Below are 19835 nucleotides of genomic sequence, written 5' to 3'. Positions count from 1 at the left end.
AACCTACCCCTGCATCCAGCCTGAAAACATGGCTAGCACTAGGAATACAGGAGCCGCAGCCGTAACACTGTCAATGCGATCAAAAATACCGCCATGTCCTGGAAGAATTTGACTGCTGTCTTTCAGGCCAACAAAGCGCTTACCAAGACTTTCTATCAAGTCGCCCACAACGGAAAAAATTGCAGCTGACAGGGTCATCATCCAAAGCACAACAAGCTGAGGTAAGGTAAGAGTCAAAAACGAGTTCATTGCGAAAGGCAAAACCGAAACAGCCAGCATCCCACCCACTGCGCCTTCCCATGATTTTCCAGGACTGACATGAGGGGCAAGCTTGTTCTTACCGAAAGTCTTACCAGCAAAGTAAGCGCCAACATCGGCAAACCAAACGATGAGAAAGATATAGAGGATTATCCACTTTGTGTCGAAGCCAGGCTCAAGCACAAACACCCCGCCGCGAATCGCCACCAGCGCCTTCCAAGCCGGGGCCAGGATTAATAACCCGGCGACAGCCCGGGTCATAGATGGCGTCCAGAAAGCTTTAGATGCAGGGTATGTTAGAACTATCGCCAATGCGCCTATCCACCAAATCAACGCAATGGAGAGAATCAACATGGCGGGCAAATGAGAACAGGCCAGCAATACAACCGCCGTCATGGCTGCGTAACTCACTCGGGAAGTTTGAGACGTGAGACCGCAAATCTGCGCCCACTCCCACGCCGCCAAGGTAACAATCGCCCCAATAAAAAGAGAAAAACCAAACACATCGGTCAGCGCCACTCCCGCCAGAAATAAAGGCAGGAGAATCAACGCAGTGATTATTCTTTGTTTTAGCACAATTAACGCTTTGCAGCTGGATTAGTAGCGAATTCGAAAGAGGATGGATGCTCAGCCTGAGACCCGCCATCTTCCGCCAAGCGACGATCAACTTGGTCGTCAGTTTGCCCAAACCGTCTTTTCCGGTGGCTATATGCAGCTAACGCCAACTCCATCTGCTCCGTACGGAAATCTGGCCAGAACACATCCGCGAAATACAGTTCCGTGTAGGCAAGCTGCCATAAAAGGAAATTACTGATTCTCTGCTCACCCGCGGTGCGGATACACAGATCAGGAGGAGGAAGATCACCCAATTCGACATACTGCTGGATCAGGTGATCATCAATATCAGCAGCGCGAAGCTCGCCTCGCTCAACTTTTTCAGCAACACGACGGGTCGCTTGAGTAATATCCCAGTGCCCGCCGTAGTTGGCCGCTATCGCCAGCGTCATGCCTGTGTTGCCGGCGGTTAACCCTTCTGCGTCCTGCATATGTTGCTGCAGAGTAGAATTAAATTTGGAACGGTCGCCAATGATTCGCAGCCGGATATTGTTGCGATTAAGTTTACGAACCTCACGTTGCAGCGCGACAAGAAATAAGCGCATCAGCGCACCCACTTCTTCTTCGGGACGACGCCAGTTTTCGCTACTGAAAGCGAACAAGGTCAGCACTTCCACACCGTGACGAGCGCAGGTTTCAACGACGGCCCGCACAGAATCAACGCCAGCCTTGTGACCCGCAACTCCAGGGAGTCGACGCTGCTTCGCCCAACGATTATTACCATCCATGATGATCGCCACATGGCGAGGTTTGCTGGTTCCAACCAAAGGAATATCAGCCGTCGACATTTAACCCTCCAACATCCAGCCGCCATTCATGACTTATACAGCCATCAGGTCTTTTTCTTTTTCAGCAAGAACGCGATCGACCTCAGCAATATACTTGTCGGTCAGCTTCTGGATATCGTCCAGCCCGCGCTTCTCTTCGTCTTCGGAAATTTCTTTGTCTTTCAGCAGTGTTTTGATATCTGCGTTAGCATCGCGGCGCAGATTACGAATCGCCACCCTGGTGTTTTCCGCCTCTCCGCGAGCCGTCTTCACCAACTCCTTACGAGTCTCTTCCGTCAACGCAGGCATTGGCACCCGAATGACTGTACCAGCGGTAGATGGGTTAAGACCCAAGTCAGACTTCAGAATGGCTTTTTCAATTTGTGGCACCATGTTCTTTTCCCATGGCGTTACGCTCAGAGTTCTGGCGTCTTCAACCACCACATTAGCGACCTGGGTCAAAGGCGTGTCAGAGCCGTAGTATGAAACCATGACCGATTCAAGAATCGCAGGGTTAGCCCGACCAGTCCGAATCTTAGCGAAGGCATGACCAAGCGCCTCCATGGACTTTTTCATTTTTTGTTCAGATTGTTTCTTAATATCATTAATCATGGCTTTACCCTCGCTCTATCAATGTACCTTCTTCCATACCCACCACGATATTGATCAGCGCGCTAGCTTTATTCATATCAAATACCCGCACAGGCATACCGTGGTCGCGACACAAACAAATCGCTGTTAGATCCATGACTCCAAGCTTACGCTCGAGCACTTCATCATAGGTGAGTCGATCATATTTTACTGCATCCGCCACTTTCATAGGATCGTCGGAGTATACGCCATCCACTTTAGTGGCCTTCAAGACGACGTCCGCGTCAATCTCAATACCGCGCAGACAGGCAGCGGAATCAGTTGTAAAAAACGGGTTGCCGGTACCAGCACAGAAGATCACCACGTCGCCTTCTTTTAAATCACGAATAGCGCGGCGACGATCATAATGCTCAACAACACCGCTCATAGGTATGGCGGACATAACACGGGTCGCGATATTGGAACGTTCCAGCGCATCCCTCATAGCCAGCGCATTCATTACAGTCGCCAGCATACCCATATGGTCGCCGGTCACTCTGTCCATACCCGCATCTTGCAGTGCTTTACCGCGGAAAAGGTTCCCCCCCCCAATAACCAGGCCGACCTGAACCCCTATACCAATTAGCTGACCAATTTCCAACGCCATGCGATTGAGCACTTTCGGATCTATTCCGAAGTTCTCTTCTCCCATGAGCGCTTCACCTGAGAGTTTTAGCAGTACACGCTTATATTTGGGTTGAGTTTGAGCAGACGGGGGCATATGTAGTTTCACCTGTGTTGCACGCTAGCTTGGCAAGTTGAAGAAACGCTGAGAGGCTGTTTACAACCTCCGGATACTAATGTGGCGAGAGCAGAGTATACCGCCCTCGCCACAAATTCATACAAAAAGAAGAAATTAGCCTTTCAGCTGAGCAGCAACTTCTGCAGCGAAATCCACTTCTTCTTTTTCAATACCTTCACCAACTTCGTAGCGCACCATAGCAACTACCTGAGCGCCCGCTTTCTTCACCAGATCGCCAACTTTAACGTCAGGATCTTTAACGAAAGCCTGCTCCAGCAAGCTAATTTCCGCCAGGAATTTGTTGATGCGGCCGTCAACCATTTTGTCGACGATCTCTGCAGGCTTACCGCTCTGATCAGCTTGCGCCTTGTAAATTTCACGCTCTTTAGCGATCACTTCATCGCTAACGTCATCACGAGAAACGAACTGCGGGTTCACTGCTGCGATGTGCATAGCAATATCTTTGGCCAGTTCAGCGCTGCCGCCATTCAGAGCAACCAGAACAGCAATACGGTTGTTGCCGTGAACATATGCGCCAACCACATCGGAAGACAACATAGAAGCACGACGAACATTGATGTTTTCACCAATTTTCTGAACCAGAGCCTGGCGCTTCTCTTCCAGACCAGACTCCATCAGAGCCGCCACGTCAGCGGACTTTTTGTCAAAGGCTGCGCCAACAACGCCGCCAACAAAGCCCAGGAAGTTTTCGTCACGAGCAACGAAGTCAGTTTCACTGTTCACTTCAACAACAACTGCATAGCTGTTGTCATCGCTGACTTTAACTGCAACCACGCCATCCGCGGATACACGGCCGGCTTTCTTAGCAGCCTTCATGCCGCTGCTTTTACGAAGGTCTTCAATCGCTTTCTCGATATCGCCTTCCGCCTCAACAAGCGCCTTCTTGCACTCCATCATGCCTAGACCGGTGCGCTCGCGCAGTTCTTTTACCATGGATGCTGAAATAGCCGCCATCTTTTAATCCTCACTTGTCAGGTTCAGAAAAATTGAAAAAAAAGGGGAGATCGTCCCCTTTTTGATCATTCTATATGCCTAAGATTACTCTGACTTTTCGGCAGCTTCTTCGGCGGAAGCAGCTGCTTCGTTAACTTCTACGAACTCATCGCCATTGCCCGCCGCAGAGGACAGACCTTCCAGGCAAGAGTCAGCAACAGCCTTGGCGTAGACTTGAATTGCGCGAATGGCGTCGTCGTTACCAGGAATAACATAATCAACGCCGTCTGGATCGCTGTTAGTATCAACTACGCCGATAACAGGAATACCCAGCTTGTTGGCTTCTTTGATAGCAATACGCTCATGATCCACGTCGATCACGAAAAGCGCGTCAGGCAGACCGCCCATATCTTTGATACCGCCAATGCTTCTTTCCAGCTTGTCCATCTCACGATTCAGCATCAACACTTCTTTCTTGGTCAGCTTGTCGAAAGTACCGTCTTGACTCTGAGTTTCCAGGTCACGGTAGCGACGGATGGATTGACGGATGGTTTTGTAGTTAGTCAGCATGCCGCCCAACCAGCGGTGGTTGACATAAGGCATACTGGCGCGATCCGCTTCTTCTTTAATGATCTTACCGGCCGCACGCTTAGTGCCAACGAAAAGAATTTTATTTTTCTTTTCAGCCAGATTGGAAACGAAACGCAGAGCATCATTCAGAGCAGGTACAGTGTGCTCCAAGTTAATGATATGAATCTTGTTACGCGCACCGAAGATATATTTGCGCATTTTGGGGTTCCAGAAACGAGTCTGGTGACCGAAGTGAACGCCTGCCTTCAGCAGGTCTCTCATTGAAACTTCTGACATATCTTTTACTCTTTAAAATGTTTGGGTTTAACCTCCATGCATCCCATGCTCCAACCGCATTTAAGCGGCACCCGAAACATGTGTCGACGCATGTGTGTTTTTTATGGTTTCAACGCCCCTGATTTCAGGATGCATTTCAATCCGGCGCGCTTTATACCACAAACACCCGTTTTTTTAAAGACCAAAATCACCCTCCGCCTCTCCAGCGCAGAGCCCTCAACGACCAAAGCACGCAGGAAAACGATAGCCTAGCAAAGAACTCGGATTTTTATTCACTCTGCGAACCGGTTACAATACGGCAGCGTTTACAATCAACAGAATCACACTTTGCCCTTGCAGGCAGTTGGAACCCTCAGAAGCGAGCATGAAAGTTACCATCAAAACCCCTGAAGAAATCGAAAAAATGCGCATCGCCGGCCGTCTTGCGGCTGAAGTGCTTGAAATGATTGAAGAGCATGTGAAACCAGGAGTCACTACCGGCGAGCTGGACGAGATTTGCCATAAATATATCACTGAAGTCCAACAGGCTATACCTGCTCCGCTGAACTACAAGGGGTTCCCCAAATCCATCTGCACCTCAGTCAACCATGTTATTTGTCACGGCATACCCAGCGACAAAAAAGTACTGAAAAACGGCGACACCGTTAATATAGACATCACCGTAATAAAAGATGGCTATCATGGCGACACCAGCAAGATGTTTTTTGTCGGCAAGCCCACCATCGCCGCAGAGAGACTCGTGCGCGTTACCCAGGAATGTCTTTACAAGGGCATTGAGCTGGTCAAGCCCGGGGTTCGCCTTGGCGATATTGGCCATGTCATCCAGCAATATGCGGAAAGCCAGCATTATTCGGTTGTAAGAGAGTATTGCGGCCATGGTATCGGCGCGGTATTTCACGAAGAGCCGCAGGTAATGCACTACGGCACGCCTGGAACTGGCATGGTGATCAAAGAAGGCATGACTTTTACCATTGAACCAATGATCAACCAGGGCAAGCGCCACTGCAAACTGCTTCCTGACGGCTGGACAGTCGTCACCAAGGACCATAAGCTTTCAGCTCAGTGGGAGCACACCATCCTGGTGACCGCAGACGGATACGAAGTTCTTACCAAGCGTAGCGAAGAGTCTTTCTAGTCAATAAATCCGGTTTATGACTGAACAAAGCGACCAGGCATTAACGGAAGCGCCGCCAATCAGGCTTGATCCGCGTCTCATATTTGACGCCGACGCCTACGCCACGCTTCTAAGAGAAGGAAAGCCCACCCTGGGCTTTCTGAAGCAATCTCTACAGAGCGCCGCAGAGCGACTGCACGAACAATTCAAATCCGGCGCCCCTATCAGAGAGCTGGTTTCCGGCCGGGCCGCCTATATTGATCAGGTGCTCAAAGCCTTGTGGCTAGGCGCAGACTGGTCTGATCCAGATAAAATATGCCTTCTTGCGGTCGGTGGGTATGGGCGCAACGAGCTCCTCCCCCACTCTGACATTGATTTATTAATCCTGCTTGATGATGACGCCGATATCAGCGAATTCGGTCCCGCGATTGAAGGATTCATTACCCTGCTGTGGGACCTCAACCTCGACATTGGCCATAGCGTCCGCACGGTATCGGAGTCGATAGCCAAAGCGGCGACAGATATCACCATCGCCACGAACTTACTGGAAACCCGCACTCTAGCGGGGGCGCCACAGCTTCGGGGCCAGCTCAGTCGTCGCGCTTATTCAGATGAATCCTGGACGGACCAACGCTTTTTCAGCGCCAAGCGAGACGAGCAGCTGGAAAGGCATCAGAAGTACGGCGATACCGAATATAATCTTGAGCCCAACATCAAGACATCCCCAGGCACACTGCGTGATATTCAGACTATCGGCTGGATCACCAAACGCCATTTCTGTAATGAAAGCAGCGACAGCGAAGCAGCTTACGATTTCCTGACAGCCGATGAGTACAGCACTTTGCGCGAGGGCGAAGCCTATCTTTGGCGCCTAAGGTACGGCTTGCAGATGCTGGCGGGACGTAACGAAAACAGACTGCTGTTCGACCATCAACGCTCACTGGCCAATCTATTGGGATATATTGACCGCGAAGATGAACTCGGCGTCGAACAGATGATGCAGGAGTACTACCGCTACGCCATGGCGCTAGGCGAACTTAACGACGTGGTGCTGCAATACTTCGACGAAATTATCCTGCATGCCGATGACGAGGAAGTCATCGTACCGCTCAATAGGCGCTTTCATATCCGCAATGACTATATAGAGGCCATCAACAACCAGACCTTCGCCTACCAGCCTTTCGCCTTAGTGGAAGTTTTTCTTCTGATGGCGCAAAGCCCTCAGGTCAGAGGTATTCGCGCCAACACCATCCGGGCGATCAGAGCGCACCGACACTTGATAGACGACAAGTTCCGCAGCGACCTGGCCAACACATCTCTATTCATGGAGATTTTAAAAACGCCTCACGCCCTGCATCGCACACTTTCGTCCATGAAGCGCTATGGCGTGCTAGGCAAGTATCTCCCGGAATTTGGTCGCATTGTCGGCAAGATGCAGCACGACCTATTCCATATTTACACCGTGGATGCGCACACTATTCATGTGATTCGCAACATGATCCGCCTGCGCAACCCCGAAAGCGTCAAAGATTACCCATTGGCGACCCGACTGGTGTATCGACTGCCCAAGCTTGAGCTTCTATACATTGCCGGCATATACCACGACATAGCCAAAGGACGCGGCGGCGATCATTCGGAACTGGGCGCAGAAGATGTTGAGGCGTTCTGTAAAAGGCATCATCTCAGCCAGCGGGACACCAGCTTGGTGGCGTGGCTGGTGCGCAACCATTTGTTGATGTCGATGACGGCGCAACGCAAAGATCCATCAGACCCTGAAGTGATTCATGAGTTCGCCAGCAAGATCGACTCGCAAATACATCTGGACTACCTCTATACACTGACCGTTTGCGACATCAGCGCCACCAACCCCAAATTATGGAACACCTGGCGCGCAGCTCTTTTGCGACAGCTCTACAGCGAAACCAAACGTGCAATCCGCCGCGGCCTGGATACACCGCCCGACCGCAGTCAGTGGGTGGCGGACACCCAGACCGAAGCCCGCGAGATACTACACTCGCAGGATTTTGGCGACGACAATATCGACGCCATCTGGGACGCTCTGGAAGAAGAATATTTTTTGCAGGACTCCACCGGAGAGATAGCATGGCAGACCGCCGCCATCATTCGGCATGGCGACTCCACAGAGCCGCTCGTATTAATTCGCGACGCCAAGGGCGGTGAAGCGGAAGGCTTCATGCAAATCATGGTGTATCAGCGGGCTCGCGACGACTTATTCGCCGCCACCACCGCCACGCTGGAGCAACTACGCCTGAACATTGCCGAAGCCCGCATTAACTGCGCCACTGACAGATTCAGTCTTGGCTCATTTGTGGTCAGCAGCGCTGATGCGGACACAAGCGGCTCAGTCAGCAAGAAGCAGATCTCCCAGCGTTTGGAAAGGGAGTTAAGCAACCCCGAACACTACCCTAATGTCATCAAGCGGCGGACGCCCCGACAGCTGAAACATTTTTACTTTCCGACTGAAGTCACTTTCAGCAATGACACCGTTAACCAACGCACGGTCATGGAGATTATCACTCCAGACCGCCCGGGGCTGCTCGCCCGTATCGGCAGCATTCTGCTGGAGCATGAGGTCGAACTCGTCACAGCCCGCATCGCAACGCTTGGCGAGCGAGTGGAAGACGTTTTCGTTCTGACAGATATTGATGGGGCTCCCTTGAGCGACCCTGAGCTATGCCGAACATTGCGCGACGATATCTGCGGGCAATTGGACCAACAGAACAGTAAAGAACTATAGTCATCTCCCTGATTGACGACAGGCTCTGGAGTAACGACAAAGATATGAACCCAAACCTTTTTCGTCTACAGCCGTACCCGTTTGAAAAACTGGCGCAGCTGAAGCAATCCGCCCAACCGCCAGAGCATCTGCCCCATATAGCGCTTTCTATCGGCGAGCCCAAACACGCGCCGCCAGAGTTCGCCCTGGACGTGCTGCGGAATAATATGAGCGCTCTTTCACGCTATCCCACGACCAAGGGGGAGCCCGAGCTCCGCCAAGCCATCGCCAGTTGGCTTGAGAAACGCTTCTATCTGGCGGGAGGAATAGATCCGGAGTCTCAAGTATTGCCAGTCAATGGCACTCGAGAAGCCCTGTTCGCCTTTGCGCAGGCGGTTATCGATCCTACCCAGGACGCCCTTGTCGTCAGCCCAAATCCGTTTTACCAAATATATGAAGGAGCCGCTTACCTGGCAGGGGCTGAGCCCTATTTTTTGCCTTGTGACGCAAGCAATGGTTTCATCCCGGACTTTGACTCCGTCCCAAGCTCCATTTGGCGACGCTGCCAGCTCCTGTTTCTTTGCTCTCCTGGCAACCCGACCGGTCGCGTTATCCCTGCTGAGACACTACAGAAACTGATCTCCCTGGCTGATGAGTACAATTTCATTATTGCTTCAGACGAGTGCTACTCGGAGATTTATTTCGATGAGCCCGCCGCGCCTATTGGCTTACTGGAAGCCTGCGCCAAATTGGGCAGACAGGATTATCGCCGTTGCGTCGTATTTCACAGCTTGTCAAAACGCTCAAACGTTCCGGGGCTCAGATCAGGTTTCGTTGCAGGGGATGCGAACATACTTCGAGAGTTTCTTCGTTACCGCACTTACCATGGCTGCTCAATGCCCATCCCGACGCAGCTTGCCTCCATAGCACTTTGGAGCGACGAGGAACATGTACGACAAAATCGCGCCCAGTATGTAAGCAAATTTCATAGCTTCAAGGAGATACTTGCTCCGTGCTGGCCACTTGAGATGCCTGACGCCGCCTTTTACTTCTGGGCGCAGACGCCAATTCCTGACGATATCTTTGCACAACGTCTTTATGCGGAGAAAAACCTCACTGTTTTACCCGGACGTTTTCTGGGGCGTGAGCAGCAAAGCGTCAATCCAGGAGCAGGACGCGTCCGCATGGCGCTAGTCGCCTCAGTGGATGAATGCATTGAGGCCGCCCAGCGCATCAAGTCATTTATAGAATCACTGTGAACAGCTCGTTACGAGCGCGCAACTCAAAGCGGGTACAACCGTAAAACAACAGGTGAAATGGTCCAATGAGTTTGAAAGTGTACGGAATCAGCAACTGCGACACCGTAAAGAAAGCCCGAAAGTGGTTGGAAGCCAATAGTATTGAATATACTTTTCACGACTTTAAAAAGTCCGGTGTTCCCCAAGACAACCTGGAAGCCTGGCTTAACGCAGTCGGCGTGGAAACGTTAGTCAACAAAAGAGGGACCACTTGGCGCAAACTCTCGGACTCAGATAAGTCCGATATAGAATCAGGGGCCAGGACAAAAGAATTACTGTCGGAGCACAGCTCCGTTATCAAACGCCCGGTAATCGAGACGCCATCAGGAGACATCCTTACAGGCTTCACACCATCCCAACTGGAAAAATACGCCTGAATGAATTGCAGTCTCCCGACTCCGGAGCAACAGACATTCAAAGACATTAAACACTAAGCAAAGAAGGTACTATCATGTTGGCATTTGGCATTGGCGTAGGCGCCAAGAACAGCAAAGGAGACTGGCTTGAAACCTATTTCGCCGCTCCCTTGTGGAATCCCGCAGCAGAAGTAAAAGAGCTGTTGAAGGATTCACTGGGCTACGCCGGCGGCAACCAGACGCTGGAGCTTGACGCTCAAAAGCTGGAAGCTCTGGCCGCTGCGTTCGACAAAGCAAACCAGCCCGAACAAGCGCAAACCGCCATGGCGTTACGTGACTCAAAACGCCCGACAGTAGCCGTCATGATTGAAGAAGACGGCAAAGCTTCTTCCACACCCGAAGTGTATTTAAAGCTGCAATTGATATCCCATCGCTTTGTGAAACCCCACGGGATTAATCTGGAAGGCATTTTCGCCCTACTTCCCAATGTAGCCTGGACATCACAGGGCGCTATCGACATTGATGAACTTTCGTCACGTCAACTGAGCGCTCGCGCCAATGGCGAAACCCTGCGCGTATTTTCCGTAGACAAATTCCCGCAGATGACTGACTACGTAGTACCCAAAGGCGTACGCATCGCTGATACCGCCCGAGTCAGGCTCGGCGCCTATGTCGGCGAAGGCACCACCATCATGCACGAAGGCTTCGTCAACTTTAACGCTGGCACCGAAGGCGCATCCATGATCGAAGGCCGCATCTCTGCAGGCGTAATGATCGGCGAAGGCTCCGATCTTGGCGGCGGCTGCTCCACAATGGGCACACTGTCCGGCGGCGGAGCTATCATTATCTCCGTCGGCAAGAACTCACTGATCGGCGCCAACGCCGGGATTGGCATTCCTCTGGGCGACCGCTGCAAAGTTGAGGCTGGCCTGTACATCACCGCTGGCTCTAAAGTGGCGGTAATGGACGACAAAGGCGAAGTTGCAAAAATCGTCAAAGCCCGTGAACTGGCTGGCCAAAACGACTTGTTGTTCCGCCGCAACTCTGAAACAGGCAGAATCGAAGTCGTCACCAATAAAACCGCGATTCAGTTGAACGAAGCGTTGCACGCAAATAACTGATATCAATGCGGCAGGGGACTCCCCTCCCCTCGAATGATATAAAATGCAGCAAGGCGGACAGACTCCCAGTCGTCCGCCTTATTTTCAATCGCAACCCATTACTCGTTGAGCGCATCATGACCGATTCCCTTTCCCCTACTCTGGAACTGGCTGTGGACCTTATCAGGCGCCCTTCCGTCACTCCTCATGACGCAGGCTGCCAAGATCTATTAAGTCAGAGGTTGCAAACCATCGGATTTGAAATAACGGACCTTCCTTTCGGAGAGGTGCAAAACTTTTGGGCAAAACGCGGCTCTCAAGCCCCATTGGTTGTTTTTGCCGGCCACACCGATGTCGTCCCTACAGGACCGGAAGAAAAGTGGGAGCACCCTCCCTTTGCCGCCGAAGTGAAAGATGGCGTACTACACGGTAGAGGCGCCGCAGACATGAAGGGAAGTTTGGCGGCATTTATGACCGCCTGCGAGCGCTTCGTTGCAAAACACCCCAACCATCGGGGCTCCATTGGCTGGTTGATCACCAGCGATGAAGAAGGCCATGCAGTGAACGGCACGGTTAAGGTTGTGGAGTATCTGGTCAACAAGGGCGAAGTCATCGACTGGTGCATCGTCGGCGAACCTTCCAGCACCCATACAGTTGGCGACGTCATTAAGAACGGTCGTCGTGGTTCCATTGGCGCAACACTTATAGTGAAAGGCGTTCAAGGACATGTCGCCTATCCTCATCTCGCCAACAACCCAATTCACAAAGCCGCGCCAGCACTGACCGAGTTAGCGAATGAAAAATGGGACGAGGGCAATGACTTCTTTCCCGCCACTAGTCTGCAGATCTCGAATATTAATGGCGGAACCGGCGCCACCAATGTGATTCCGGGCGAACTCAACGTCATGTTTAACCTGCGTTTTTCGACCGAACTAAACGCAGATATCATCAAGCAAAGAAGTGAAGCGATTCTTCAAAAGCATGGCCTGGACTACGATATAGAATGGCGCCTATATGGCGAGCCCTTCCTGACGAGTAAAGGGCCATTAATCGAAGCCACTCAGAAAGCGATCAAACATGTTCGCGGCTCTGATACGACACTTTCCACCAGCGGCGGAACGTCAGATGGACGCTTTATCGCACCAACCGGCGCACAGGTGGTGGAGCTGGGGCCTTGCAATGCAACCATACACCGCATAAATGAACAGGTTCTGGTCAGCGAAATTGACCAACTCAGCAGTATTTATGAACATATTCTGGAAGAATTACTGGTAGTCGAGTCTAAGTAGACTCAATAATTAGCAGGCCGGAGCTGAGCCTATGACCTCGCCCAATCCCAGTATCATAAAGCGACTGATGCAGCGATTGCTAAAGCGGGATTACGATCAGGCGCGCGCTTTTCAGTGCTTTCTGTGCGGTGGCGTTACAGCAATATGCGCCATGGCGACGCTGGTGATCTCCAATGCGACGCACTCCGCCACACTAGCTCAAGATCTACTAAACCTGATCGTGCTTGCGCTGCTTATTTTAGGCCTAGTAATGGCGGCGTATGGCTATATTCGCTTACTTATTATACGTTTATCCAATTTCGCCAACGACAGTGGCAACCGGAAAGAGTCCTGATATATGCAAAATCCCCCCCGCTATCCCGATATCGAAATCTATATTCTGGACACAAATCTCCCAGATATATGCGAATGGCTAAAGAAACATCTGACGATTAAGGGAGCCCCCTTGGTGGAGGGAAACACACACAAGATCCACACCAACTACAACGGCGCTGACATTCCTGTCATCGTTGTTGAAAAAGCTTCCGGCAAACGCTTCACAAGCGTTTGGTTCGACTCCTCCTCCACCCCCTGGGAAACGGATCTGGACTGTGCTCGCAGCGCATTCTCAGCCCTCAATAAAGAGGTGCGCTGCTCTGCAAGCGGCTGGATCGAAGAAGAGGAAGAAGATGCGCCTGATTTGTGGTGGAAAATTAATCAGAACGGCGAGAAACAGTGTAACTGGAAAGATTAAAGGGCGGTTAAACCGCCCTTTTAACGTCTACCTGTAAAGTAGCTATCAGCGAACGGGAGAAACATCCTCCGCCTGAAGACCTTTGTCCCCTTCCACTGTCCGGAACCTCACTTTCTGTCCCTGACGCAAAGAACGATGGCCTCTGCCCCGAATTGAGCGGAAGTGTACAAATATGTCATCGCCACCTTCGCGCGTAATAAAGCCAAATCCCTTATTCGGATTAAACCACTTAACAACACCCGACTCGCGCTCGTCATTGGCGTTATCTTCCTCATAAGCCTCTTCCGAGCTTCCAGACAATATCGCTGGCAAAAAGCCAGCCAGAATGAATAGCACAGCGGTGATCAAATAAACGCCAATGCCTGCGCCAGAAGTTAAGAGGCTCGTTAATCCACTGCCGTCCGCCATGAAGGAAAAAGTGGGCTGCATACCGAAAAGACTCAACGCAACGCCAAGCACGATAGGAAGAATAAGACCGGCAATCACTGCAATCATCATTTTTACTGAATTATTATCTTTCATTTATTAACTCTACAAATAATTATTTTGGAACAAAAAACACCCCAATGGCTGAGATGGAGAGACTTACGAGTGTGTTTCATATCATTCCGAAAACGGCATGGATGATACCGAAAGCCCCCTCCACCAAGCCTAAACATCAGAGCGCCGGTTCGGTCAGCATATAGACCCGGGCGGAAATCTTTAGAAAACCAGCTAGACTAAAAAGCGACCGACAAAATAAAAAAGGCTTCTCCGAACGCTCCGCTCTCGATGATTTAGAATCGAAATCATCTAAGAAGTCCTTATAATAGCAAATCGAGACATATATTACGTAGTACGCGGGTACAACTTTATGACTTATGGCCTATATTTTTCGGCCGCCCGCTCCTACCAGACGTTCGACTGAGGTTAAGGGCTAACGAATGGAACAAAGAGTCACCGACCTGGAAACCAAGCTTGCTTTCCTGGACGACCTGATCACATCGCTCAACGACACGATCTACCAACAAGACAGGCGGATTGAAAAACTGGAGAGCCAGCTGGGTAACCTGCGCGAACAACTTGAGAGCGTGAGAGAGCTGTTGCCTGAAGATGGAGAAGAGGGGCCGCCTCCGCATTATTGATACTGCAACCAGCAATATGCTCGACAAGAAATAACCTAATCCAGCCTAATCGCCGTATTTAAAAAATGTTGGGAAAAGCTGCCCTTTATACATTCATTCGCCAATCATCTTCGGCATTGATAAGCCTTGTGGCAAACCTATACTTAGCCAAGCAGCTTTCTCCAGCAGGTATGGGTAAATACTCTTTCTTCATGGTTACTGGCAGCTTGCTTACCACTATATTCTCATTCTCAATAGCGAATATAACCGCAAGAAGTATTGCATCTGCTCCCAGCATAGGTGAACGTGAAAGCGCAATATCAACATCCTACACTTTGATGGTGTTTGCAATTTCGGCACTAATAGTAGCTCTCATACTTTCCAAAATGTTAGGCTTACTCGGCGACTATAGTGACTTAGTACTCTTATATCTAGGACTCTACACCAGCCTATCGATCATAAGGGAGTGGCTTGCTTCGGTATGTCTAGCTCTTGAAGAAATAAAAGTTTTTAATTGGATTCATTTATCATCAAGCATATTGTTTCTAATGATGCTTCCTGCGATAAATATTAATGAGTCAAACTGGTCAATCGCCGCGGCCTTACAAATAGCATCTATTACAATAGCAATACCATCAATAGCTTACCAGCCGCTAAAGCATTATATTCGCTACTGCAGACTAGCTCCCGGGAATCTTAAAAGCATATATAGCTACGGCTACAAAATATACTTCGCCAATTTAATTTCTTTTATTAGCTTGCGCATACAGTACTATCTAATAGAAGCGCTACTTGGAGCGAGACACTTAGGAGCCTTTGCAATTGGAAACAGCATTATAGAAAAGTCTGGGATGCCCGCACAGTCAATTGCAACTGTGCTATTCCCAGACTCAGCAAAATCAAAAGAGTCGCCTACAAGAAAGTCAAAAACATTAAAACTAGCGTTAGCTGCAGCACTGATCACCGCCCTCATATCTCTAACAATAATACTTCTATCAAACTATATCCTTCTAGATATTATAGGTGACAACTACCGGACGACACTGGTGGCCATATCGAGCCTCACTCCTGGCATCATTGCTTGGTCAGCAGTCAGAGTCTTAGCTTCAGATATGGCGGGAAGGGGATACTCAGGTAAAAACCTAATAATAAGCACATCCGTACTAGCAGGAGTATGCTTATCCATACTGGCTAGTTACCAATACGGCTTAGGTGCAATATGCACTGCCATTTCAACAAGCTACACGCTAGGGCTAGTGATTACTTATATCCTTTTTCAGTCAACTTATAGAGAAAACTTACTAAAATGCTAATCTCTCCTGAAACTGAAGCTTATTTAACCGGAGAAAAATTTACAAATTCCGGTAGGTTTAAAATCATTTCTGAGAGACAGCTTCTCGATAGAAATCAACATATACTGAACATATGTAAGGAAAGATCAGTACTGCATGTTGGCTGTTGCGATCATATTCCGCTAATTGAAAAAAAGATAAAGCGGGGGTCTCATCTTCACAGTCTTTTGAATACCCATACAAAGAAATGTATAGGATTGGATATCGACGAGAAGTCAATAAGTTATTTAAAAGAGATTGGTATCAGCAACATTTTCACTCCTGAAACGCTGCCACAAGATAAGTACGACGTATGTCTTGCAGCAGACGTTATAGAACATGTCGGCAATGTTCAATCATTTTTAAACGAAATAAACCGTCATGATTTCAAGACTCTCGTTATAACAACACCAAATGCGCTTAGAATAAAAAACTTTACATCCTTAAAGTACGAAGAAATTAATTCTGATCATCGATACTGGTTTTCGCCCTATACTTTATGCAAAACAATCACAGAAGCCGGCTATATAATAAAGAACGTAATTTATGGACATAGGCCCAAAAAATTGAACTTCATCTACAATGCGTTCTTTAGCTATTTCCCAAAATACAGAGACGATCTAATAATAGTTTCAGAAAAAAAATGATGGAACTGATACTTTTCACAAATTACTTCCCTTTCGAAACGAGCGGCAGCGAGCATATTTTCGTAAACACAGAGCTTAGATTTCTTTCAAATCATTTTAAAAAAATACGAATAGTCCCCGCCAAAACTGAGGGAAAGGCAGTCCACCTAGACACTGACAAATACACGTTAGATACCTCACTTGCTCGAGAGCTTAAAAAGGGGAGGCTTCATAAATTAAGCAGTTTTTTAAAATGGCAAGGCTCCATCTTAGAAGTGTTTAAACACGTACATTTAAAGTCTATCCATGGACTCTTATTTACAGTAAGAGACGCCAGTATCGCTCAGTCCGTTAAGTCATGGGCCCAAAAAAATATATCTTCAAATAGTCCCTCCCTACTATACACCTACTGGGCTTCTCCAGTAACTCTTGGATTATGCTCTTTTCGAGATGAAAATAGCCTAACAAAAGTAGTAACCAGGGTCCATGGCTACGATTTATACCAAGAGCGATACCGAAAAAACTATATTCCGTGGCACCGCCAGATACTATCAAGCCCCAATACAGTATATACCGTATGTAAGCAAGCCAAAGAGTATATAAAGGAAAAATACGGAATAGATAACAATATTAAGTTATCCTATCTAGGTACTTTCAACCCCCACCACAAGGTTCGGCGATCAACTGACACCAAGCTCAGAGTATTATCTTGCTCTCATATAAACAAAGTAAAAAACGTACCCTTTATTGCAGAAACCCTAAAAGCGTTTTGTCTTAAAAACTCTATTTCAGTGACCTGGACACACATAGGGAATGGAATAGAAATGAATAGTGTAACGAGAGCATTAAAAGACAGACCAGGAAATCTTAAAGTTGAATTATTGGGCGAACTAACATCAGAGGAAGTATACGATTATTATAGGAGCAACCCCGTAGATTTATTTATACACTTGAGCCACTCAGAAGGATTACCGGTTGTATTACAGGAAGCCGCCAGCTTTGGTATTCCGATCATGTCATCTGATGTTGGAGGATGCTCAGAAATTGTTGATAGCACAAACGGATTTCTTCTTTCTATTAGGCCTGATACAGCGGAAACTGTAGGAGTTTTGGAGAAGTTTGTTAAATTAAGTAACGAAGTGGTTGACTCAATGAGAGAGGCCTCTTTTCTAAAGTGGAGCAAGCATTTTAATGCTGAGAAGAACTACTCTATATTCTCAAGTGAACTTAAACACTTGGCTTCAAGGAATGATGAATGAGCTTTCCGCCCTCGCCTTTGGTAAGCATATATATAACGACAAAAAATAGAGAAGACTTGATTCTTAGAGCCGTCAATTCTGCTTTAGCGCAAACTTACACCAATATTGAAATTATAATTGTAGATGATGCATCAACTGACTCAACACGTCACATACTTGAAGAATTAAAAAATAATTTTAACAATATTTCTATAATAACCCACACAAAATCAAAAGGCGCCTGCGCTTCTAGAAACGCTGCTATACTTAAAGCAAAAGGGAAATATGTAACAGGACTAGACGACGACGACTATTTTTTGCCTGAACGAGTTTCCACTTTACTTGAGCATAACAAAGAAACATACTCATTCATATGTAGCGATCAGTACATATGCTTAAAAGAAGGAGTCCTTTCACATAAAAAATCTACCATAAACACCCTTACTTTAAATGAAATGCTGTATAGCAATTTTGCAACAAACCAAGTACTGGTAGAAAGAGAAAAAATCATTGCTGCTGGGTTATTTGATGAAGAGTTAAGCTCTTGCCAAGACTATGATATGTGGCTGAGACTAGTTATTAAATATGGGCCCGGATTTCGAATCCAAATCCCTCTCATAGTTTTTGATCAGACACCAGGAAGAGAAAGAATATCCACCAACAAGAGTAAGATACCTGGATTTGAGCTATTCATAGAAAAGCATCAGCACATTATGAAAAAGCCTCACATGAGAGCTCAGCAGCTACGATTAACACTAGCTAAAAACAATAAGCTTTCCTTCCTTGAAATTCTAAAATACTCTTCCTACAGAACACTATTACGAGATATTAGAATATGGCTAAGAGGATATTATCTAAAATGAAAAACTCCTCTTTGCTATTTTATATCGACAATTATGAGAGGCTTTATTTTTTTAAGCGCTTTTTTTCTGCCGTTTATTCGTTAGAAATGAACCCCGTCGTCATCACCTCTGTACCTAGCATCCATTTACGACTAAAAGTAAGTAAAATAAAAACTTACCTTATTAAGAGACCCAAAAAAAACAAATCACATGAAACAGAGTACAATCGCAACTCCTTAGACTTACTAACAGGAACACAGGACAGGAAACTTTCTAACTTAGTTTACAACTCAGCCAAATCCCTGACTTTAGTCATTCTAAAAAATCACAACATAAAACTCGCTCTTATTTTCAATGGGAGCTCCACCGTAGCACATGCAATTTCCGACTCTCTAAACGAAAATAGTATAAAGAAGGTCTATTTTGAGCTAGCCAACATTCCTGGAAAAATATTTGCCGACCCTGATGGAGTAAATGCTCAGTCTAGACTTTTCCATAGCCCTAATATATTGGATGAGTTTTCCCCTCCCCCATCTTTCGAATACACCCGCTGGAGGGAGTGGTACTTAAGCGTAGGAAACAAGCCTCTACAAGCAAATCTTAAGAACAAATTTTATTTAGGCAACATTTTAGATGCTTTATTATACAAAACAGGGTATGGGATAGATTTAAATAAGGGCTCACTGATATCGAGACTAACAAAAAAAAATATTCCAGGAAGTAAGAGCAGTCGCGGCCTTCTAGTAGAGGAAAAAGCACTACCAGATAGATACGTGTTTATACCTTTGCAAGTTTCAGATGACACTCAACTTTTACTAAATAGCGACTTTACCAATGCCGAGGCGCTAATCTACGCAAACAAGGAGGCTATCAAAAGAGGGCTTCCACTAATAGTAAAAATTCATCCCGCAGAGAAATCCGAAAAAGAGATTGATAAAATTACAGCTATCGCTAAAGATAATAATATTTCGATATCTAATAGTAGCGCTTCGCGATTAGTTTCCCATGCCTCACTTATAATAACTATAAACTCATCTGTTGGACTGGATGCAATAATAAGAAAAAAGGAAGTAATATTTTTGGGGAAGACTCTGTACGAAAAATTGACTTATGATAGACTAGAAAAATACATATACCACTACCTGCTAGACATCAACTATTTCAACCAGCAGGATATCAGCACGTCGACTTTCAATATGATTATTGAAAGAGCATACATTTAGGACAAAATTGAT

General features: G+C 47.6%; 21 protein-coding genes. 14 read left to right on the top strand and 7 right to left on the bottom strand.

Going from position 1 to position 19835, the window contains the following annotated elements; all coding sequences use genetic code 11:
- Positions 1-3: 3 nt before the first annotated feature.
- The 6 genes from ACQYWX_RS06735 to rpsB all read right to left on the bottom strand — a co-directional run bounded on the left by ACQYWX_RS06735 (position 4) and on the right by rpsB (position 4833).
- Positions 4-834 carry a phosphatidate cytidylyltransferase gene (locus ACQYWX_RS06735; RefSeq protein ID WP_216735001.1) on the bottom strand — a complete coding sequence of 277 codons (831 nt, stop codon included), beginning with the start codon at positions 832-834 and terminating at the stop codon, positions 4-6.
- 2 nt (positions 835-836) lie between these two features.
- Positions 837-1661, bottom strand: a complete 825-nt coding sequence (uppS, locus tag ACQYWX_RS06730; protein WP_216735002.1) for a polyprenyl diphosphate synthase — start codon at positions 1659-1661, stop codon at positions 837-839.
- Between the two features lie 33 nt (positions 1662-1694).
- The gene (gene frr / locus ACQYWX_RS06725; RefSeq protein WP_216735003.1) at positions 1695-2252 is read right to left on the bottom strand and encodes a ribosome recycling factor; all 558 of its coding nucleotides are present in this window, start codon (positions 2250-2252) and stop codon (positions 1695-1697) included.
- A 4-nt stretch (positions 2253-2256) separates the two neighbouring features.
- Positions 2257-2991 (bottom strand): UMP kinase, encoded by a 735-nt coding sequence (gene pyrH, locus ACQYWX_RS06720; RefSeq protein WP_011398989.1) that lies wholly within the window; start codon positions 2989-2991, stop codon positions 2257-2259.
- Positions 2992-3126: 135 nt separating this feature from the next.
- A complete protein-coding gene (tsf, locus tag ACQYWX_RS06715) occupies positions 3127-3987 on the bottom strand; it encodes a translation elongation factor Ts (RefSeq protein WP_216735004.1) in 861 nt (286 codons plus the stop codon).
- A gap of 84 nt (positions 3988-4071) precedes the next feature.
- Positions 4072-4833: a 30S ribosomal protein S2 gene (gene rpsB / locus ACQYWX_RS06710; protein WP_216735005.1), complete on the bottom strand. Its 762-nt coding sequence runs from the start codon at positions 4831-4833 to the stop codon at positions 4072-4074.
- Between the two features lie 364 nt (positions 4834-5197).
- Between rpsB and map the strand changes: the two genes are divergently transcribed.
- The 8 genes from map to ACQYWX_RS06670 all read left to right on the top strand — a co-directional run bounded on the left by map (position 5198) and on the right by ACQYWX_RS06670 (position 13460).
- The gene (map, locus tag ACQYWX_RS06705; RefSeq protein ID WP_431688300.1) at positions 5198-5968 is read left to right on the top strand and encodes a type I methionyl aminopeptidase; all 771 of its coding nucleotides are present in this window, start codon (positions 5198-5200) and stop codon (positions 5966-5968) included.
- 16 nt (positions 5969-5984) lie between these two features.
- Positions 5985-8705 carry a [protein-PII] uridylyltransferase gene (locus ACQYWX_RS06700; RefSeq protein WP_431688299.1) on the top strand — a complete coding sequence of 907 codons (2721 nt, stop codon included), beginning with the start codon at positions 5985-5987 and terminating at the stop codon, positions 8703-8705.
- Between the two features lie 44 nt (positions 8706-8749).
- Positions 8750-9943: a succinyldiaminopimelate transaminase gene (gene dapC, locus ACQYWX_RS06695; RefSeq protein WP_431688298.1), complete on the top strand. Its 1194-nt coding sequence runs from the start codon at positions 8750-8752 to the stop codon at positions 9941-9943.
- 65 nt (positions 9944-10008) lie between these two features.
- On the top strand, positions 10009-10359 hold the full coding sequence (locus tag ACQYWX_RS06690) for an ArsC family reductase (protein ID WP_431688297.1): 351 nt from the start codon (positions 10009-10011) through the stop codon (positions 10357-10359).
- A 74-nt stretch (positions 10360-10433) separates the two neighbouring features.
- Complete coding sequence (gene dapD / locus ACQYWX_RS06685; RefSeq protein WP_431688296.1) at positions 10434-11459, top strand: 2,3,4,5-tetrahydropyridine-2,6-dicarboxylate N-succinyltransferase; 1026 nt, start codon at positions 10434-10436, stop codon at positions 11457-11459.
- Positions 11460-11575: 116 nt separating this feature from the next.
- Positions 11576-12727 (top strand): succinyl-diaminopimelate desuccinylase, encoded by a 1152-nt coding sequence (dapE, locus tag ACQYWX_RS06680; RefSeq protein ID WP_431688295.1) that lies wholly within the window; start codon positions 11576-11578, stop codon positions 12725-12727.
- A gap of 31 nt (positions 12728-12758) precedes the next feature.
- Positions 12759-13061 carry a hypothetical protein gene (locus ACQYWX_RS06675; protein ID WP_216735011.1) on the top strand — a complete coding sequence of 101 codons (303 nt, stop codon included), beginning with the start codon at positions 12759-12761 and terminating at the stop codon, positions 13059-13061.
- 3 nt (positions 13062-13064) lie between these two features.
- Complete coding sequence (locus tag ACQYWX_RS06670) at positions 13065-13460, top strand: hypothetical protein (RefSeq protein WP_431688294.1); 396 nt, start codon at positions 13065-13067, stop codon at positions 13458-13460.
- Between the two features lie 45 nt (positions 13461-13505).
- Here the strand turns inward: ACQYWX_RS06670 and ACQYWX_RS06665 are convergent, their stop codons facing one another.
- On the bottom strand, positions 13506-13982 hold the full coding sequence (locus tag ACQYWX_RS06665) for a cold-shock protein (RefSeq protein WP_431688293.1): 477 nt from the start codon (positions 13980-13982) through the stop codon (positions 13506-13508).
- 401 nt (positions 13983-14383) lie between these two features.
- Here ACQYWX_RS06665 and ACQYWX_RS06660 point away from each other — a divergent pair, with 401 nt between their 5' ends.
- From ACQYWX_RS06660 to ACQYWX_RS06635, 6 genes are all read left to right on the top strand, one after another.
- A complete protein-coding gene (locus ACQYWX_RS06660) occupies positions 14384-14584 on the top strand; it encodes a SlyX family protein (RefSeq protein WP_279503173.1) in 201 nt (66 codons plus the stop codon).
- Between the two features lie 65 nt (positions 14585-14649).
- Entirely contained in the window at positions 14650-15876 is a 1227-nt protein-coding gene (locus tag ACQYWX_RS06655) for an oligosaccharide flippase family protein (RefSeq protein WP_431688292.1), read from the top strand.
- Complete coding sequence (locus tag ACQYWX_RS06650; RefSeq protein ID WP_216735014.1) at positions 15870-16541, top strand: methyltransferase domain-containing protein; 672 nt, start codon at positions 15870-15872, stop codon at positions 16539-16541. The genes ACQYWX_RS06655 and ACQYWX_RS06650 overlap by 7 nt, the downstream gene beginning before the upstream one ends.
- Positions 16538-17779, top strand: coding sequence for a glycosyltransferase (locus ACQYWX_RS06645; protein ID WP_431688291.1), 1242 nt, complete (start codon positions 16538-16540; stop codon positions 17777-17779). The genes ACQYWX_RS06650 and ACQYWX_RS06645 overlap by 4 nt, the downstream gene beginning before the upstream one ends.
- The gene (locus tag ACQYWX_RS06640; protein ID WP_431688290.1) at positions 17776-18621 is read left to right on the top strand and encodes a glycosyltransferase; all 846 of its coding nucleotides are present in this window, start codon (positions 17776-17778) and stop codon (positions 18619-18621) included. The genes ACQYWX_RS06645 and ACQYWX_RS06640 overlap by 4 nt, the downstream gene beginning before the upstream one ends.
- Positions 18618-19823, top strand: coding sequence for a hypothetical protein (locus ACQYWX_RS06635; protein WP_431688289.1), 1206 nt, complete (start codon positions 18618-18620; stop codon positions 19821-19823). Before ACQYWX_RS06640 ends, ACQYWX_RS06635 begins: the two co-directional genes overlap by 4 nt.
- Positions 19824-19835 lie beyond the last annotated feature (12 nt).

The organism is Hahella sp. NBU794 (assembly GCF_050749805.1).
Classification (GTDB): domain Bacteria; phylum Pseudomonadota; class Gammaproteobacteria; order Pseudomonadales; family Oleiphilaceae; genus Hahella.
This window is presented reverse-complemented; position numbering and strand designations above follow the sequence as displayed.